16 protein-coding genes are annotated in these 17,506 nt (G+C 68.4%); 13 read left to right on the top strand and 3 right to left on the bottom strand.

Translation table 11 applies throughout. The annotated features are described in order from the left end of the window. Position 1 precedes the first annotated feature (1 nt). From narH to AC5Y4Q_RS12390, 4 genes are read left to right on the top strand one after another with little or no spacing between them, the layout of a single operon-like run. The gene (gene narH, locus AC5Y4Q_RS12405; RefSeq protein WP_125224738.1) at positions 2–1,618 is read left to right on the top strand and encodes a nitrate reductase subunit beta; all 1,617 of its coding nucleotides are present in this window, start codon (positions 2–4) and stop codon (positions 1,616–1,618) included. After that, on the top strand, positions 1,615–2,283 hold the full coding sequence (gene narJ / locus AC5Y4Q_RS12400; protein ID WP_125224739.1) for a nitrate reductase molybdenum cofactor assembly chaperone: 669 nt from the start codon (positions 1,615–1,617) through the stop codon (positions 2,281–2,283). Before narH ends, narJ begins: the two co-directional genes overlap by 4 nt. Beyond that, entirely contained in the window at positions 2,280–3,029 is a 750-nt protein-coding gene (narI, locus tag AC5Y4Q_RS12395; RefSeq protein ID WP_185746587.1) for a respiratory nitrate reductase subunit gamma, read from the top strand. Before narJ ends, narI begins: the two co-directional genes overlap by 4 nt. Continuing rightward, positions 3,026–3,355, top strand: coding sequence for a DUF732 domain-containing protein (locus tag AC5Y4Q_RS12390; protein ID WP_064922438.1), 330 nt, complete (start codon positions 3,026–3,028; stop codon positions 3,353–3,355). The genes narI and AC5Y4Q_RS12390 overlap by 4 nt, the downstream gene beginning before the upstream one ends. A gap of 16 nt (positions 3,356–3,371) precedes the next feature. Here AC5Y4Q_RS12390 and AC5Y4Q_RS12385 read toward each other — a convergent pair whose 3' ends face one another. After that, positions 3,372–3,986 carry a TetR/AcrR family transcriptional regulator gene (locus AC5Y4Q_RS12385; protein WP_064922439.1) on the bottom strand — a complete coding sequence of 205 codons (615 nt, stop codon included), beginning with the start codon at positions 3,984–3,986 and terminating at the stop codon, positions 3,372–3,374. A gap of 89 nt (positions 3,987–4,075) precedes the next feature. Between AC5Y4Q_RS12385 and AC5Y4Q_RS12380 the strand changes: the two genes are divergently transcribed. From AC5Y4Q_RS12380 to AC5Y4Q_RS12340, 9 genes are all read left to right on the top strand, one after another. Then, positions 4,076–4,906 carry a phytanoyl-CoA dioxygenase family protein gene (locus AC5Y4Q_RS12380; RefSeq protein WP_125224740.1) on the top strand — a complete coding sequence of 277 codons (831 nt, stop codon included), beginning with the start codon at positions 4,076–4,078 and terminating at the stop codon, positions 4,904–4,906. Between the two features lie 17 nt (positions 4,907–4,923). Further along, complete coding sequence (locus tag AC5Y4Q_RS12375) at positions 4,924–5,310, top strand: RidA family protein (RefSeq protein ID WP_064922441.1); 387 nt, start codon at positions 4,924–4,926, stop codon at positions 5,308–5,310. Positions 5,311–5,349: 39 nt separating this feature from the next. Continuing rightward, on the top strand, positions 5,350–5,739 hold the full coding sequence (locus tag AC5Y4Q_RS12370) for a MarR family winged helix-turn-helix transcriptional regulator (protein WP_064922442.1): 390 nt from the start codon (positions 5,350–5,352) through the stop codon (positions 5,737–5,739). A gap of 61 nt (positions 5,740–5,800) precedes the next feature. Continuing rightward, positions 5,801–7,684 carry a translational GTPase TypA gene (typA, locus tag AC5Y4Q_RS12365; RefSeq protein WP_064922451.1) on the top strand — a complete coding sequence of 628 codons (1,884 nt, stop codon included), beginning with the start codon at positions 5,801–5,803 and terminating at the stop codon, positions 7,682–7,684. Positions 7,685–7,707: 23 nt separating this feature from the next. After that, positions 7,708–9,603 carry an ABC transporter family substrate-binding protein gene (locus AC5Y4Q_RS12360; protein WP_165604314.1) on the top strand — a complete coding sequence of 632 codons (1,896 nt, stop codon included), beginning with the start codon at positions 7,708–7,710 and terminating at the stop codon, positions 9,601–9,603. Positions 9,604–9,836: 233 nt separating this feature from the next. Continuing rightward, on the top strand, positions 9,837–10,727 hold the full coding sequence (locus AC5Y4Q_RS12355) for a hypothetical protein (RefSeq protein WP_125224741.1): 891 nt from the start codon (positions 9,837–9,839) through the stop codon (positions 10,725–10,727). 22 nt (positions 10,728–10,749) lie between these two features. Next, positions 10,750–11,667 carry an N-acetyl-1-D-myo-inositol-2-amino-2-deoxy-alpha-D-glucopyranoside deacetylase gene (mshB, locus tag AC5Y4Q_RS12350; RefSeq protein WP_125224742.1) on the top strand — a complete coding sequence of 306 codons (918 nt, stop codon included), beginning with the start codon at positions 10,750–10,752 and terminating at the stop codon, positions 11,665–11,667. Between the two features lie 212 nt (positions 11,668–11,879). Then, positions 11,880–12,248, top strand: coding sequence for a hypothetical protein (locus AC5Y4Q_RS12345; RefSeq protein ID WP_234786408.1), 369 nt, complete (start codon positions 11,880–11,882; stop codon positions 12,246–12,248). Between the two features lie 67 nt (positions 12,249–12,315). Continuing rightward, positions 12,316–14,910, top strand: coding sequence for a bifunctional FO biosynthesis protein CofGH (locus AC5Y4Q_RS12340; RefSeq protein WP_125224744.1), 2,595 nt, complete (start codon positions 12,316–12,318; stop codon positions 14,908–14,910). 5 nt (positions 14,911–14,915) lie between these two features. Here the strand turns inward: AC5Y4Q_RS12340 and AC5Y4Q_RS12335 are convergent, their stop codons facing one another. Continuing rightward, on the bottom strand, positions 14,916–16,946 hold the full coding sequence (locus AC5Y4Q_RS12335) for an NADPH-dependent 2,4-dienoyl-CoA reductase (RefSeq protein ID WP_125224745.1): 2,031 nt from the start codon (positions 16,944–16,946) through the stop codon (positions 14,916–14,918). Beyond that, positions 16,943–17,488 carry a PadR family transcriptional regulator gene (locus tag AC5Y4Q_RS12330; RefSeq protein WP_064922454.1) on the bottom strand — a complete coding sequence of 182 codons (546 nt, stop codon included), beginning with the start codon at positions 17,486–17,488 and terminating at the stop codon, positions 16,943–16,945. Before AC5Y4Q_RS12330 ends, AC5Y4Q_RS12335 begins: the two co-directional genes overlap by 4 nt. Positions 17,489–17,506 lie beyond the last annotated feature (18 nt).

The raw sequence follows: 17,506 nt of genomic DNA, 5'->3' as shown, positions 1-17,506 counted from the left end.
CATGAAAGTAATGGCGCAGATGGCCATGGTGATGAACCTGGACAAATGTATCGGGTGCCACACCTGCTCGGTGACCTGCAAGCAGGCCTGGACCAACCGCGAGGGCACCGAGTATGTGTGGTTCAACAACGTCGAAACCCGCCCGGGCGGAGGGTATCCGCGCACCTACGAAGACCAGAGCCGCTGGAAGGGCGGCTGGACGCTCGACAAGAAGGGCCGGCTGCGGCTGCTGGCCGGCGGACGCGTCCACAAGCTGCTGAACATCTTCGCCAACCCCAACCTGCCCGGGTTGAAGGACTACTACGAACCGTGGACCTACGACTACGACAACCTCACCTCGGCGCCGCTGGGCGACACCATCCCGGTCGCCGCGCCGCGCAGTTCGATCACCGGCGATTCGATGAAGATCGAGTGGGGACCCAACTGGGATGACAACCTCGCCGGTGCGCCGGAGAACCTGGTCAACGACCCGATCCTGGCGAAGGTCAGCCAGGTCAATCAAGAGGTCAAAGCGACGCTCGAAGAAACCTTCATGTTCTACCTGCCGCGGATCTGCGAGCACTGCTTGAATCCGTCGTGTGTGGCGTCGTGTCCGACCGGGGCGATCTACAAGCGTGAAGAAGACGGCATCGTGCTGGTCGACCAGGACCGCTGTCGTGGCTGGCGGCTGTGCGTGTCGGGGTGCCCGTACAAGAAGGTGTACTTCAACCACAAGACCGGCAAGGCCGAGAAGTGCCACTTCTGTTATCCCCGAATCGAAGTCGGCCTGCCGACGGTCTGCTCGGAGACGTGTGTCGGGCGGCTGCGCTACATCGGGCTGGTGCTCTACGACGCCGACAAGGTGCTCGAAGCGGCGTCGGTCGAAAAAGACACCGACTTGTACGAGGCGCAGCGCGGGGTGTTCCTGGATCCGACCGATCCCGAGGTGATCGCCGGTGCGCGCGCCGAGGGGATCTCCGACACCTGGATCGAGGCCGCGCAGCGCTCGCCGATCTACGCGCTGATCAACACCTACAAGGTGGCGTTGCCGCTGCACCCGGAGTACCGCACCATGCCGATGGTCTGGTACGTCCCGCCGCTGTCCCCGGTCGTCGACGCCGTCAGCCGCGACGGGCACGACGGTGAAGACCTCGGCAACCTGTTCGGCGCCCTGGAAGCGCTGCGCATCCCGATGGCCTACCTCGCCGAACTGTTCACCGCCGGCGACACGACCGTCATCGAAGACGTGCTGCGGCGGCTGGCGGCGATGCGCTCCTACATGCGCGATATCAGCCTGGGCCGCGAGACCCAGCCGCACATCCCCGCCTCGGTCGGCATGACCGAGGAGGAGATGTACTCCATGTACCGGTTGCTGGCCATCGCGAAATACGAAGAGCGCTATGTGATTCCGACCGCCTACAGCCAGAAGGCGCACGAGCTCGAACACATGGGCTGCTCGATCACCGGTGGCCCCAATGGTTACGAAGAGGATCCATTCGTCGGCTCCGATGACGTCGCGAAGTCGTCGTTTCATCTGGTCGAGAACGGGCACGCCCAGCGGCCGCGGGGCCGGACCAACCTGCTCAACTGGGGTGGCGGCGATCGGGCGGTGCCTGAGATGTTCCCGGAGCCCCAGTGAAGCGATTCTTTCGTTCCCGGCGGCGCCCACCGGGCGGACCGGGCGACCGGGCGGTGTGGCAGGCGGCGTCGCTGCTGCTGGCCTACCCCGACGAGCAGCTGCAGCAGCGGCTGGACACCGTCGAAGCGCTGCTCGCCCACGCCGATGCGGCGCCGGCAGAGCTGTTGCGGCGCACGGTGTCCGCGCTGCGCGCCGCGGACCCGATGACGGCGGCCGCCGACTATGTGGAAACCTTCGACATGCGGCGGCGTTCGACGATGTTTCTCACCTACTGGACCGGCGGGGACACCCGCAACCGGGGAATGCAGATGCTAGCCTTCGCCACCGCCTACCGCGACGCCGGCGCCGAGCCGCCCGCCGGGGAGGCGCCCGATCACCTGCCGGTGGTGCTGGAGTTCGCCGCGACGGTCGACCCCGAGGCCGGGCGCCGGCTGCTGCTGGCCCATCGGACGCCGATCGACGTCCTGCATAAGTCCCTCAGCGACGCAGAGTCGCCATATGCCTACACGCTGGCCGCGGTGTGCGAGACACTACCGGCGGCAACCGATCAGGAGGTGCGGAACGTGAGAGAGCTGATGGCGTCCGGTCCGCCGGCCGAAGCCGTTGGGCTGCAGCCCTACTCGGCGACCGTGTCGCTGGGGATGCCGAAGGTGCCGACGCGATGACCGAAGTCACCGTCATCAGCCCCGCGGAGCTGTGGTGGGACATCGTGCCCTACTTCGTGTTCGCCATCGCCGGTGTCGCCACCTGGTGGCGGTACAAATACGACAAGTTCGGCTGGACCACCCGCTCGTCGCAGCTGTATGAGTCCAAGCTGCTCCGGATCGGCAGCCCGATGTTCCACTTCGGCAGCTTCGTGGTGATCGCCGGCCACATCATGGGCCTGTTCGTCCCGGAGTCCTGGACCGAAGCCCTGGGCATGAGTGACCGGCTCTATCACTTGCAGGCGCTGATCCTGGGCCTTCCCGCCGGTATCGCCACCCTGATCGGGGTCGGATTGCTGATCTACCGCCGGCGCACCGAGCGGTACGTGTTCAAGGCCACCAGCGTCAACGACAAGTTGATGTACGCGGTGCTGGTGTGTGCACTGGTGGCCGGTATGAGCTGCACGCTGATGGGCACCACCGCCTACGGGGAGGAGCACGACTACCGGCAGACGGTCTCGGTCTGGTTCCGGTCGATTTTCACCCTCGACCCCCGCGGTGACCTGATGTTGCAGGCGCCGGTCTACTTCCAGGTGCACGTTTTGATCGCCCTGACCCTGTTTGCGCTCTGGCCGTTCACCCGCCTGGTGCACGCGTTCAGCGCGCCGATCGGCTATTTGTTCCGGCCCTACATCGTCTACCGCAGCCGCGACGTGGCGAAGAAGAATCAGCCGATGGGCTCTCGGCCGCAACGGCGGGGCTGGTGAGGCTCCTCGCGGCGCTGCCCGCCGCGCTCGTGACGATCGGCCTGGCCGGGCCCGCCCAGGCCGATCCGGCCAGCACCGACAGCGATTTCCTCGCTGCGCTGCAGGCGGCCGGTATCACCTACAACCGCGCCGATCAGGCCATCGTCACCGCGAGAATGGTGTGCGGGTTCATCGCCGAGGGCAAGCCGAGCCCGGAGGTGCTCGACGGCCTCAAGGCCCGCAACCCGGGTCTGACGACCGAGCACGGGACCATGTTCGTCGGGATCGCCGCACGGTCGTACTGCCCGGACCAGTTGGTGCAGAACGGTGCCGGGGGCGCGCAGTAAGCGGTTGTGACGGCTGCTAGGGCCGCAGCTTGTTCAGCTCGTCGGTGACGAGTGCCTCGAGCCGGGCGGCCGGAAACCGGGAGGGTTCGCTGACCGCGTGCAGCGCCAGCCCGTCGATCAGCGCGCAAAAGACATCGCATTGCGCGGCGGGATCGAAGTCGGCCCGCAACGAGCCGTTCTGCTGGCCCTTGGCGAGCAGGGACTTGATGCCGCTGCGGATCGCGCTGTAGCGGGCCTGGAAGGCCTCCGCAAACGCGGGCTCGGTCTCCGCGGCGGCGAGCACCTGCGCGTAAAAGCGCGGCATCACCTGCTTGGCCTCGGTCGTCGGTAACGGGATCACGCACATCCGGCGCAGCCCCTCGAAGGTGTCGGCCATCGACGAGGCTTGGGCGAGCAGCTCCTCGAACGGGGCGAGCACCGCATCGGCCGCCGCCACCAGCAGCTCTTGCTTGCCGGTGAAGTGATGCATCACCACGCCGGTGGTGTAGCCGATCTCGCGAGCGATCGAGCGCAGCGACGCACTGGACAGCCCGTCGCGGGCGATCACCCGCACGGCTGCGTCGACGACCTCTGCCCGCCGGTCGTCGGCTACCGGCGCCGAATGCCGCGAGGCGGTTCCGTTGGCGGGCATCCGACTCCTCCGGGGGGCTTGACAACCTGCTGAGCGTCAACGAGCATAACACTCGTTACGGACATCACAACTGTTATGAGGTACGCGTCATGCTGGTAACCGAGCAGCTCAAACAGGATTTGGCCACCGACGGCGCCGTCGTCGCCCGTGGTCTTTTCGATACAGACCAGCTCCGCGGGGTCCGGGAAGGCTACGACTACGGGATCGCCCACCCGAGCCCGCAGGCCAAACGGGTCTTCCCGGGCACCGCTGATGAGCACTTCAACGAGTACGGCAACCCGGACAACATCGAGCAGTACCTCATGCTGATCAAGGAGCTGGGCCTGGCCGACTTCGCGGCGGCGCTGTGGGGTTCTGAGCACGTGTGGTTCCTGGGCGAGGAGCTGTTCATGAAGAAGGGCGGCAAGGCCGGTCGCTCACCGTGGCATCAGGACACGTCCTACATGCCGGCCAACGGGCCGCATCTGCTCAATATCTGGATCAGCTTCGAGAAGCTCCCCAAACGCAACGCGCTGGAATTCGTCCGCGGCTCTCATCTGGGCGCCCAGTACGACGGCACGTCCTACACCGATCCGACCGATCCCACCAAACCGCTGTGGGGTGATGGGAGCTGGCCCCGCCTGCCCGACATCGAGGCCGACCGTGCGCAGGATCCCGCGTCCTGGGACGTCATCTCCTGGGACCTGGAACCCGGTGATGCGCTGGTCTTTCACTCCGGCATCCTGCACGGCGGCGCCCCGGTGACACCGGACTGCCCCGACCGCCACACGCTGGTATTCCGGTTCTTCGGCGACAAGCTGTTCTACCGGCCGCTACCGTCCACCAAGCCCGATTTCGGCCATGACATCAGCGGACTCAACGACCCGACGCTGACACCGGGCGACCCGTACCACCCCGAGTACTTCGCCCAGCTGCGCTGAGCCCCGAAGGAGATCTGATGACCCGCACCATCGTTCCGGCGTGGATGCAACCGATGCACGACACCTATCACTTCAGCCCGGCGGTCATCGACGGCGAACACCTGCGTTGCTCGGGCATGATCGGCCTGCGTCCCGACCTGACCGTCTCGGAGGACTTGACGGAGCAATTCACCCAGGCCTTTGAGAACCTCCGCGAACTGCTGGCGGAGGCGGGACTCGGCTTTGCTGACGTGACCGAGATGACGAGCTACCACGTCGGCCTCGCGGCGCACATCGAGCAGTTCTGCGCGGTCAAGGATGCCTTCATGTCGGCGCCCTATCCAGCCTGGACCGCCGTGGGGATCTCCGAACTGGCCTCGCCGGGTGCCGCGGTCGAAATTCAGATCACCGCACGCCTGCGCTGATTGCCGCGCTGCCGGCAGCGTCGGCATAAAGTTACCGGCGTGGCCCTGCCTGACGACGTGTACACCCGGCTGCTGATGTTCCGGACCCGGTTGCGGCGCTTCGAGCGCTGGAGCGCTGACCAGGCGCAGGCCGCCGGGCTCACCCCGGCGCAGCACCAGCTGCTGCTGGCGGTCCGCGGACACAGCGATTCGCGGGGGCCCACGGTCGGTGACGTCGCGGAATACCTGCTGCTGCGCCACCACAGTGCCGGCGAATTGATTCAGCGTGCCGAAGCGGCGGGCCTGGTCACCCGGGTCCGTGACAGCGAAGACCAGCGGGTGATCCGGCTGCAGCTCACCGAGGCGGCGGCGGAACGCCTGCAATCGCTGACCGAGCTGCACCTGCAGGAGCTGGAACGGTTCAGCGCCGAGTCCCCGCTGGGGCTGTGACCTTGATTGCTCTAGGCTTCCGGTTTTCGCGATTGACGGGGTGCGCTGGCAGAATCGCCCGGTGAACTTTCGTAACGTCGCCATCGTCGCGCACGTAGACCACGGTAAGACGACTCTGGTCGACGCCATGCTCCGCCAGTCCGGCGCCCTGGCCGAACGCGGCGAGGCGCAAGAGCGGGTAATGGACTCCGGTGACCTGGAGCGGGAAAAAGGCATCACGATCCTTGCCAAGAACACGGCCGTGCACCGCCACCACGCCGACGGAACCGTCACCGTCATCAACGTGATCGACACCCCGGGCCACGCCGACTTCGGCGGGGAGGTGGAGCGCGGGCTGTCCATGGTCGACGGGGTACTGCTGCTGGTCGATGCGTCCGAAGGGCCGCTGCCGCAGACCCGGTTCGTGCTGCGCAAGGCGCTGGCCGCGCACCTGCCGGTGATCCTGGTGGTCAACAAGACCGACCGTCCCGACGCACGCATCGCCGAGGTGGTCGACGCTAGCCACGATCTGCTGCTGGACGTGGCCAGCGACCTCGACGACGAGGCGCAAGCCGCGGCCGAGCACGCGCTGGGTCTTCCCACGCTGTACGCCTCCGGGCGCGCCGGGGTCGCCAGCACCACCGCGCCCGCCGACGGCCAGGTGCCCGACGGCGAGAACCTCGACCCGCTGTTCGACGTGCTGCTCGAGCACGTGCCGCCGCCGTCGGGCGACCCGGACGCGCCGCTGCAGGCGCTGGTCACCAACCTCGACGCCTCGGCATTCCTGGGCCGGCTCGCGCTGATCCGGGTCTACAACGGCCGCATCCGCAAAGGACAGCAGGTCGCCTGGATGCGCGAGGTGGACGGCGAGCCGGTCACCACGACGGCGAAGATCACCGAGCTGCTGGTCACCGAGGGGGTTGAACGCACCCCGACCGACGAGGCGTGCGCCGGTGACATCGTCGCCGTCGCCGGCATCAGCGACATCATGATCGGTGACACCCTGGCCGATCCGGCTGCTCCGGTCGCACTGCCGCGCATCACCGTCGACGAGCCAGCGATCTCGGTGACGATCGGCACCAACACCTCCCCGCTGGCCGGCAAGGTCTCCGGCCACAAACTGACCGCGCGCATGGTCAAGACCCGCCTGGACACCGAGCTGATCGGCAACGTCTCGGTCCGGGTCGTCGACATCGGCCGTCCCGACGCCTGGGAGGTGCAGGGCCGTGGCGAACTGGCGCTGGCCATCCTGGTCGAGCAGATGCGCCGGGAAGGCTTCGAGCTGACCGTCGGCAAACCGCAGGTGGTGACCCGCAAGATCGACGGCAAGGTGCACGAGCCGTTCGAGCACCTGACCGTCGACTGCCCCGAGGAGTACGTCGGCGCCATCACCCAGCTGGCGGCGGCACGCAAGGGCCGGATGACCGAGATGGCCAACCACACCACCGGGTGGGTGCGGATGGAGTTCATCATTCCCAGCCGCGGCCTGATCGGCTGGCGCACCGACTTTCTCACCGAGACCCGCGGCACCGGCATCGCCAACGCGGTCTTCGAGGGCTACCAGCCGTGGGCCGGTGAGATCCGCGCCCGGCACACCGGCTCGCTGGTTTCCGACCGGGCCGGCACCATCACGCCCTTCGCACTGATCCAGCTGGCCGATCGCGGACAGTTCTTCGTCGAGCCGGGGCAGGACACCTATCAGGGCATGGTGGTCGGGATCAATCCCCGTGCCGAAGACCTCGACATCAACGTCACCAAAGAGAAGAAGCTGACCAACATGCGCTCGTCGACCGCCGACGTGATGGAGACGTTGGCCCGGCCGATCGAGCTGGACCTGGAGCAGGCGATGGAGTTCTGCGCCGCCGACGAGTGCGTCGAGGTCACCCCCGAGGTGGTGCGGGTGCGCAAGGTCGAGCTGGACTCGACGCTGCGGGCGCGCAGCCGCGCCCGAGCCAAGAACCTGTAGGTGTGGGCTGCCCGGATACCCTGGTGGCCGTGCCGAAATCCGTCCGCCGCGCTCAACTGACGGCGGGCGCCCTGCTCTCGGCGATGCTGCTGGTCTCGACGCAGGCCTGCACGGTCAACCCGCCGCCGGCGCCGCAGAGCACCGAGACCCCGAAAAGCACCGCGCCACCGCCGCCACGGATCAGCCAGATCATCATGGGCATCGACTCGATCGGTGCCGGCTTCAACCCGCATCTGCGCTCCGATCTGTCGCCGGTCACCGCGGCCATCAGTGCACTGGTGTTACCCAGCGCCTTCCGGCCGATCCCGGATCCCGGCACGCCCACCGGCTCCCGCTGGGAGATGGACCCGACGTTGTTGGTGTCGGCCAAGGTGACCGATGACGCGCCGTTCACCGTCACCTACCGGATTCGGCCCGAGGCGTCCTGGACCGACAACGCACCGATTGCCGCCGACGACTTCTGGTACCTGTGGCAGCAGATGGTCAGCCAGCCGGGCGTCGTCGACCCGGCCGGTTATGACCTGATCACCGGGGTCCACTCCGTCGACGGCGGCAAGCAGGTGGTGGTCACCTTTGCCAAGCCGTATCCGGCCTGGCGGGAGCTGTTCTCCAATATCCTGCCGGCGCACATCGTCAAGGACGTGCCCGGCGGCTTCCCGGCCGGACTGGCCCGGGCGCTGCCGGTCACCGGCGGCCAGTTCCGGGTGGAGAACATCGACCCGCAGCGCGACGCGATCCTGCTCGCCCGAAACGACCGCTACTGGGGCCCACCGGCCAAGCCGGATCTGGTCCTGTTCCGCCGGGCCGGGTCGCCGGCCGCCCTGGCCGACTCCATGCGCAACGGTGACACCCAGGTGGCCCAGGTGCACGGCGGCTCGGCCGCCTTCGCCCAACTGTCGGTGATCCCGGGAGTGCAGACCTCCCGCGTCGTGACCCCGCGGGTGATGCAGCTGACGCTGCGGGCCGCCGAACCCAAGCTGGCGGACGTGCGGGTCCGCCGGGCGCTGCTGGGGCTGCTGGACGTCGGGCTGTTGGCCACCGTGGGTGCCGGCAGCGACAACACCGTCACCCTGGCCCAGGCCCAGATCCGCACGCCCAGCGACCCCGGTTACGTGCCGACTGCGCCGCCGGCCATGTCCGACTCGGCGGCGCTCGCGCTGCTGCAGGCGGCCGGCTACCGGGTCGAGAAGGATGCGCCCCCGTCCGCGCTGGTTCCACCCGCCGGTGCCCAGCCCCCCGTGGCGCACCCGCCGGAAGTCACCCGGGGGCGAATCAGCAAGGGCGGCGAACAGCTGACACTGGTCATCGGCGTGGCGGCCAACGATCCGACGTCGGTGGCCGTGGCCAACACCGCCGCCGACCAACTGCGCAACGTGGGCATCGCGGCCACCGTGCTGCCGCTGGACCCGGTCAAGCTCTACCGCGAGGCGCTGGTAACCCATCAGGTCGACGCCATCGTCGGCTGGCAGCAGGCCGGCGGCGACCTGGCCACGCTGCTGGCTTCGCGATACGGCTGTATTGCGCTGGAGACCACCACCGTGCCGACGTCCGGCACCCCGTCCCCGTCGCCGGCGCCGAAGTCGCCACCACCACCGGTCGCCGCGCCGACCACGCCGACGTCGAAGGCTCCGCCGCGCCCGGCCGGTTCGGGGGCGCTGGTGCAGGCACCGTCGAACATCACCGGCGTCTGCGACCACAGCATCCAGGACGAGATCGATGCGGCACTCGACGGCAGCAAGCCCATCGGTGAGGTGATCACGGCCGTCGAACCCCGGCTGTGGAACATGGCGACGGTGTTGCCGATCCTGCAGGACACCACGATCGTGGCCGTCGGCCCGAGCGTGACCAACGTCAGCCTGTCCGGCGCGGTGCCGGTAGGCATCGTCGGTGACGCCGGAATCTGGGTGAAGCGGCCCTGACGGCCGTCGCCAAAGATTAGCCGAAGCAAATACTTCCGGTTTGCTGAGAGATCGGCTCCGTAGTGGCCGCGCGGCCGGTCGACAGGGCTAGGGTCGCAAGTCGGGGAGGTTCATCATGAGGGGTGCCAGCGAGCCGTCGTCCGGCCCGCAATCGAACCGATCCGCGTCTTGCGCACAGATAACGCTTGGTTATTATTAAGCAGCTTGCGCCGGACACCTGGAGAGGATGGTTGATGGAACACCTCGCTTACCGGTGCGCGACCGTAGCGGCTGCGGCCCTGGCCGTCGGCGGGTTGGTCGCCGTGCTGACTCCGACGACCCCGTCCCTGCCTGACGTGCAGATTCGCGACTTCGCCCTGGCCGGACTGCCCACCGGGCACGTGGATCCGGGCGCGGGGATCGATGTGGCCGAGAACCACTACGGCCCTAGTAGCGTCAGCGCCGCCGACTTCGACCCACAGCAGATCAACCTGGGCGATGTGCTCTACAGCCGCGGCGAGGATGACCTCGGTACCGGCTCGGAGTTCAACACCGGTGACCTCGAGCATGAGTTGAGCGCCATCCTCAGCGCAGGCGGGGGACTGGATCCGCAGACCGTGCTGGGCGCCGTGCCCGTGGTCGACCTCGGTGCCGTGACCCCGTCGGTCGGTGGTGCGGTCGGCGGAAGCGAACAGGCTGTCAACAGCGCGGTGGCCACCACCTCCACCGCCATCTGGGCGCTGATGACCGGCCTGCCGGCGCTGCAGCAGACGTTCAACGCCGGCGTGGTGGCAATCGAACAAGAACTGAACAACTCGCTGGTCGCTGCCCAGGAGGCTGCCGCGGAAAAGCTGTTCGGTGACAACCCTGAAGTCAGTGACGCCGTGAACTGGATCTTCACCCTCAACAACACGGTGCTGGCGCACAACGAAGCCGCGTTCAACAGCCTGTTCGGCATCGACTACGACCCCCACAGCGCCCTGCTCGGCAACATGGACCCGGGCCTCGCCGAGGCCGACTGGAGCACCCTGCTGCAGTTCAGCCCGGACGATTTCAACGAGATCGTCAACGCCATCCAGGCCGACAACCTCTGGCTGCTGTTGGGCAACATCGACTGGGCAAGCCTGTTCGCCGGCCTCTTCTGATCTGCACGGTAGGGTTCGGCCGGTGTCAGAACTGACCCCCCGGCTGTTGTTCGTGCACGCCCATCCCGACGACGAGACGCTGACCACCGGGGCAACGATTGCCCACTACGCCGCCCGTGGCGCCGAGGTGCACGTCGTCACCTGCACTCTCGGCGAGGAGGGCGAGGTCATCGGGGACCGCTGGGCGCAGCTGGCGGTGGATCACGCCGACCAGCTCGGCGGTTACCGGATTGGCGAACTCGCCGCCGCGCTGCGCGAACTGGGCGTCGGCCCGCCGCAATTCCTCGGCGGCGCCGGACGCTGGCGGGATTCCGGCATGGACGGCACCCCGGCCCGGCGACAGCAGCGGTTCATCGACGCCGACGACGCCGAGACGGTCGCGACGCTGGCCGCCGTCATCCGGCGGGTGCGTCCGCACGTGGTGGTGAGTTACGACCCCAGCGGCGGATACGGCCATCCCGACCATGTGCACGCCCACCACATCACCACCGCGGCCGTCGCAGCCGCAGCAGGCGACACCGCCGGATCCGGCCCGGCCTGGGCCACGCCGAAGTTCTATTGGACGGTGACCGCCGCCAGTGCATCGCGGGCGGCCCGGCGGGCCCTGCGGGACAGCGACTGCTTGCCGCACTGGACGCTGCCCGGGGAGCCCGGCCCCGCCGGGGAGTTTCCCGACGACCGGATCGACGCCGTCATCGAGGCTGCCGCATCGCGCCCGGCCAAGGTGGCGGCCATGGCGGCGCACGCCACCCAGGTCACCGTCGGGCCCACCGGCCGGGCGTTTGCGTTGTCCAACAACGTGGCTCAGCCGATCGTGGACGCCGAACACTACGTGCTGGCCGCCGGCAGCGCCGGTCCGCGGGATGGGCGGGGCTGGGAAACCGACCTGCTGGCCGGACTTGAGCTCAGCGCCGCCGGGCACGGGGTAAGCTCCTGCTGAACCATCTCCCACGTAGAGGTAAAGGGCATAGGCATGGATCCCGATCTGGACCCGAACTTGGAGCACTGGCAGTGGTGGCTGGACAGCTTCCAGTGGATGGTCGGTTCGATGGTCAGCCAGCTGGACAGCATCCCCACTTGAGCCCCGTCGCGCCGCTCACCGAGCCCGCGAGGAATACCGATACGCCGGGTTCGCCCGTCAACTACCCGGTACTGGCTCTGCTGGCCGTCGACGGCGTCCTCTGTGCAGTGTCGACCGCCCTGCTGCTACCCGCGCACATCGGCGCCGTCCCGTTCCCGCTCAGCGCCCTGGTCGGGGGCCTGGTCAACACCGGACTGGTGTGGGTCGCGCTGCGCTGCACGTCGTCGCTGCGGTTGGCCGCGCTGCCGCTGTGGGCCTGGCTGCTGACGATCGCGCTGATGACGTTCGGCGGCCCCGGTGACGACCTGATCTTCGCCGACCGCGGTGTGATGGCCTACGGCGTGTTATTGATGATCGTGCTGGGCAGTGCACCGCCCGGGTGGCTGCTGTGGCGGCGCCGCCAGGCGCTGACCGCGCGCCGGCCGGCCGGCGAACCCTGAGGACCGGGCCGACGCGACCTGCGCTCGTCGGGGCGGTTGGCGCGGCGGCTACTGTGGCGCGTATGGCATGCGCGAGATTCCGGATGCGGGCGGAGCGCGGATGACGCACCCGTCGGCGCTGCGACGTGTCCTGCGGCGGGCCCGCGACGGCGTCCTGCTCAACGTCGAGGAAACCGCCATCGCGATGAGTGCGCGCGGTACCGACCTGGCTGACCTGTGTGCCAGCGCCGCGCGGGTGCGAGACGCCGGCCTGGTGTCCGGCGGCCGGCGCGGGCCGGGTGGCCGGCTGCCGGTCAGTTACTCGCGCAAGGTGTTCATCCCGGTCACCCACTTGTGCCGCGACACCTGCCATTACTGCACCTTCGTCACGGTGCCGGGGGTGCTGCGAGCACAAGGCAAGCAGATGTACCTGGGGCCCGACGAAATCCTCGAGATCGCCCGCCGCGGCTCCGAATTGGGATGCAAGGAGGCGCTGTTCACCCTGGGTGACCGGCCCGAGGAGCGGTGGCCCGAAGCGCGGCAGTGGCTCGACGAGCGCGGCTACGACAGCACGCTGGCCTATGTACGTGCGATGGCCATCCGGGTGCTGGAGGAGACCGGTCTGCTGCCGCATCTGAACCCCGGGGTGATGAGCTGGTCGGAGATGTCGCGGCTCAAGCCGGTGGCGCCGTCGATGGGCATGATGCTGGAGACCACGTCGCGGCGGCTGTTCGAGACCAAGGGCATGGCGCACTACGGCAGCCCCGACAAAGAGCCGGCGGTGCGGCTGCGCACGCTGGCCGACGCGGGCCGGCTCTCGATCCCGTTCACCACGGGCCTGCTGGTCGGCATCGGTGAGACCCTGGCGGAACGTGCCGACACCGTGCACGCGATCCGCAAGGTGCACAAGGAGTTCGGGCACATCCAGGAAGTGATCGTGCAGAACTTCCGGGCCAAGGAGCACACGGCGATGGCCTCGACGCCCGACGCCGGCTTCGAGGATTTCCTGGCCACGGTAGCCGCGACCAGGCTGGTGCTGGGCCCCAAGATGCGGGTGCAGGCGCCGCCCAACCTGGTGTCGGCCGACGAATGTCTGGCATTGATCGGCGCCGGGGTCGACGACTGGGGCGGGGTGTCGCCGCTGACCCCGGACCATGTCAATCCGGAGCGGCCCTGGCCGGCGTTAGACGACCTGGCCGCGATCACGCAGCGCGCCGGCTATGACCTGGTGCAGCGGCTCACCGCTCAACCCGATTACGTGCAGGCCGGTGCGGCGTGGATCGACCCCCGGGTGCGCCCGCACGTCGCGGCGCTGGCCGACCCGGACACCGGGTGGGCGCGCGACGTCAACCCGGTCGGGCTGGCGTGGCAGGAACCCGATGACGTGCAGTCCACCGGCCGGGTGGACCTGCACACCGCGATCGACGTCGACGGGCGGGCGACCGAGACCCGCAGCGATCTCGGTAGTGCCTTCGGGGACTGGGAGTCGATCCGCGAACAGATTCACGAGTTGGCGGCAAGGGCGCCGGAACGTGTCGACACCGATGTGCTGGCCGCGCTGCGCTCGGCGGAACGCGACCCGGCCGGCTGCACCGACGCCGAATATCTTGCCCTGGCCACCGCGGACGGTCCGGCCCTGGACGCCGTTGCGGCACTGGCGGATTCACTGCGCCGCGACGCCGTCGGCGATGACGTGACCTATGTGGTCAACCGCAACATCAACTTCACCAACGTCTGCTACGTCGGCTGCCGGTTCTGTGCATTCGCCCAACGCAAAGGTGATGCCGACGCCTTTTCGCTGTCCAACGCAGAGGTCGGGGAACGGGCCTACGAAGCGCACCTGGCCGGCGCCACCGAGGTCTGCATGCAGGGCGGGATCGACCCCGAGCTGCCGGTCACCGGTTATGCCGATCTGGTGCGCGCGGTCAAAGCACGGGTGCCGTCGATGCACGTGCATGCGTTCAGTCCGATGGAGATCACCAACGGGGTGTCCAAGAGCGGCTTGAGTATTCGTGAGTGGCTGATCAGCCTGCGCGAGGCCGGCCTGGGCAGCATCCCGGGCACCGCCGCGGAGATCCTCGACGACGAGATCCGCTGGGTGCTGACCAAGGGCAAGCTGCCGACCTCGATGTGGGTCGAGGTGATCACCACCGCGCATGAGGTCGGACTGCGGTCCAGCTCGACGATGATGTACGGCCACATCGATTCGCCGCGGCACTGGATCGGCCACTTCCGGGTGCTGCGCGACATCCAGGACCGCACCGGCGGTTTCACCGAATTCGTCCCGCTGCCGTTCGTGCACCAGAGTTCCCCGCTGTATCTGGCCGGTGGGGCGCGGCCCGGGCCGAGCCACCGGGACAACCGTGCGGTGCACGCGCTGGCGCGGATCATGCTGCACGGCCGCATCCCCAACATCCAGACCAGCTGGGTCAAGCTGGGCGTGGAACGCACCCAGGTGATGCTCAACGGTGGGGCCAACGATCTGGGCGGCACCTTGATGGAGGAGACCATCTCCCGGATGGCCGGCTCCGAGCACGGGTCGGCCAAGACCATCGCCGAGTTGGTTGCGATCGCCGAGGGCATCGGCCGCCCGGCTCGGCAGCGCACCACCGACTACGCGCCCATTCCTGCGCTCGACGGGGGCACGTCCCCGCAAGCGGGGGACCCCCAGCTCGCGCACTGAGGGGCCTACAGGCGCGCCGCCAACTCGGTGCCCTGCTTGATGGCCCGCTTGGCGTCCAGCTCGGCCGCCAGCGCCGCCCCGCCGATCACGTGCGGGTGCACGCCGCGTTGACGCAGTCCGTCCTCGAGGTCGCGCACCGACTCCTGCCCGGCGCAGATCACCACGTTGTGCACGGCCAGCACCTGGCGGCGCGCCCTCTTCGGGCCGTAGCTGATGTGCAGCCCGTCGTCGTCGATCCGCTCATAGTTCACCCCCGAGAGCTGTTGGACGCCTTTGGCTTTCAGCGATGCCCGGTGCACCCAGCCGCTGGTCTTGCCCAGCTTGCGGCCTTGGGCTCCCGCGGTGCGGGCCAACAGGTAGACCTGTCGCGCCGCCGGCGCCGGATCCGGCGGCAGCAGTGCCCCGGGGGCGTCCCAGGGGTTGGCGGCGCCCCACTCGGTCTTCCACTCCTTGAGGTTGCGCGTCGGTGAGGACTCCGGGTTCTCCACGACCAGGAATTCGCTGACGTCGAAGCCGATTCCGCCGGCGCCGATCACCGCCACCGACGCTCCGACCGGCCGACCGGTGATGGCCTCGGCGTAGGTCAACACCATCGGATGCTCGATGCCGGGGATCTGCGGGATCCGCGGCTTGACGCCGGTGGCCAGGATCACCTCGTCGAAGCCGGTCAATTCGTCGACGTGGGCGCGGCAGCTCAGCCGCACCGTCACCGCATACTTGTCGAGCATGGTGGTGTAGTAGCGAATCGTCCCGGCGAACTCCTCTTTGCCCGGAATCCGCTTGGCCAGATCGAATTGGCCGCCGATGAACTCGTTCGCCTCGAACAGTGTCACCTGGTGGCCGCGCTCGGCGGCCGTCACCGCCGCCGACAGCCCGGCTGGCCCGGCGCCCACCACCGCGATGCGCCGACGGCGCCGGGTCGGGCTGAGCACCAGCGTGGTCTCGTGGCCGGCCCGGGGATTGACCAGACACGAGACCTTCTTGTGCACGAAGGCATGGTCCAAACAGGCCTGGTTGCAGGCGATGCAAGTGTTGATCTCGTCGGCCCGGTCGGCAGCGGCCTTGCGCACCCAGTCGGGGTCGGCCAGCATCGGGCGGGCCATCGAGATCAGCTGGACCGAGGTCTCGGCGAGGATCTGCTCGCCCGCCTGCGGCATGTTGATCCGGTTGGAGGCCACCACCGGGATGCTGACGTGGTCGGCGACCGCGTGGGAGATGTCGACGAAGGCGCCGCTGGGCACCGACGTCACGATGGTCGGCACCCGCGCCTCATGCCAGCCGAAGCCGGAGTTGATCAGGGTGGCCCCGGCCGCTTCGACTTCGGTGGCCAGCGCGAGGATCTCATCCCAGCGCTGGCCCCCCTCGACGTAGTCGGCCATCGACAGCCGGTAGCAGATGATGAAATCCGGTCCCACCGCCGCGCGGGTGCGGGCCACAATCTGCACCGGGAACCTGCGCCGGTTGGCCGCGGTGCCGCCGTAACGGTCGGTGCGGTTGTTGGTACGCGGCGCGAGGAACTGGTTCAGCAGATATCCTTCGCTGCCCATGATCTCGACGCCGTCGTACCCGGCTGCACGGGCCAGCTCGGCCGCCCGGGCGAAGTCGGCGATGGTCGATTCCACGCCCCGCAGCGACAGCGCACGTGGCCGGAACGGGTTGATCGGCGCTTTGATCGCCGATGCGCTGACCGAAAACGGATGGTAGGCATAGCGTCCCGCGTGCAGGATCTGCAGCAGGATCTTGCCGCCCGCCTCGTGCACCGCGTCGGTGACGCGCCGGTGGCGGCGTGCGTCGGCGGCGGTGATCATCGCCGAGGCGAATGGCAGCAGCCAACCCGTCCGGTTCGGTGCATAGCCGCCGGTGATGATCAAACCGACGCCGCCGCGAGCCCGCTCGGCGAAGTAGGTGGCCAGTTTGCCGATGTCGGAAGCGCGGTCCTCCAGGCCGGTGTGCATCGAACCCATCACCACCCGGTTGTTCAAGGTGGTGAACCCGAGGTCCAACGGGGACAACAGAATCGGGTAGGGAGTTGTCACAGTGCCTCCTGGACTTCATCGAGCCAGTCGATTGCGCTTTGCTCCGCCTGAATTCCGCCGCGCAGCACCAGGTACTGGTGCAGGGCGGACCCGGTCAGCGAGCCGGGGTCCGGGAATTGCTTCTTTTCCAGGGCTCGGTAGACGTCCAGCCGCGTGGCGCGCTCGGCGCGCAAGGTGACCGCCTGCTCGCGGACCGCGGCGGCGTCGCCGTAGCAGGCGCCGCGGACCTTGACCGCCAGCTCGCGGAGACGGTTGTCCACCACTGAGCTCCCGCGACCGGCGAGCGGTGCAGCGAGCCAGCGGGCCAACTCGGCCCGGCCCGCGTCGGCGACGGTGTAGACCTTCTTGTCGGGACGGCCATGCTGGCTCACCTCGGTGGCGCGCACCCAGCCCTCGGCCTCCATGGTGCGCAGCGTGCGGTAGATCTGCTGGTGGGTGGCGCTCCAGAAGTAGCCGATCGAGCGGTCGAATCGGTGGGCCAGCTCATAGCCGGAGCCGGCCTGCTCGCTCAGCGACACCAGGATCGCGTGGGGAAGCGCCACGGGCGCGAGCATAAGCAC

The sequence above is a fragment of the Mycobacterium sp. NGS16 genome, assembly GCF_059813225.1.
Note: the sequence above shows the minus strand (reverse complement) of the source record. Positions and strands in the feature narration are given on the sequence as shown.

Bases quoted from the DNA above. Each gene is read 5' to 3' on its own strand.
- AC5Y4Q_RS12375 (WP_064922441.1), top strand. From the start codon at position 4,924: ATGACCCGCACCATCGTTCCGGCGTGGATGCAACCGATGCACGACACC.
- AC5Y4Q_RS12340 (WP_125224744.1), top strand. From the start codon at position 12,316: ATGCGCGAGATTCCGGATGCGGGCGGAGCGCGGATGACGCACCCGTCG.
- narI (WP_185746587.1), top strand. From the start codon at position 2,280: ATGACCGAAGTCACCGTCATCAGCCCCGCGGAGCTGTGGTGGGACATC.
- AC5Y4Q_RS12355 (WP_125224741.1), top strand. From the start codon at position 9,837: ATGGAACACCTCGCTTACCGGTGCGCGACCGTAGCGGCTGCGGCCCTG.
- AC5Y4Q_RS12380 (WP_125224740.1), top strand. From the start codon at position 4,076: ATGCTGGTAACCGAGCAGCTCAAACAGGATTTGGCCACCGACGGCGCC.
- AC5Y4Q_RS12385 (WP_064922439.1), bottom strand. From the start codon at position 3,986: ATGCCCGCCAACGGAACCGCCTCGCGGCATTCGGCGCCGGTAGCCGAC.
- narH (WP_125224738.1), top strand. From the start codon at position 2: ATGAAAGTAATGGCGCAGATGGCCATGGTGATGAACCTGGACAAATGT.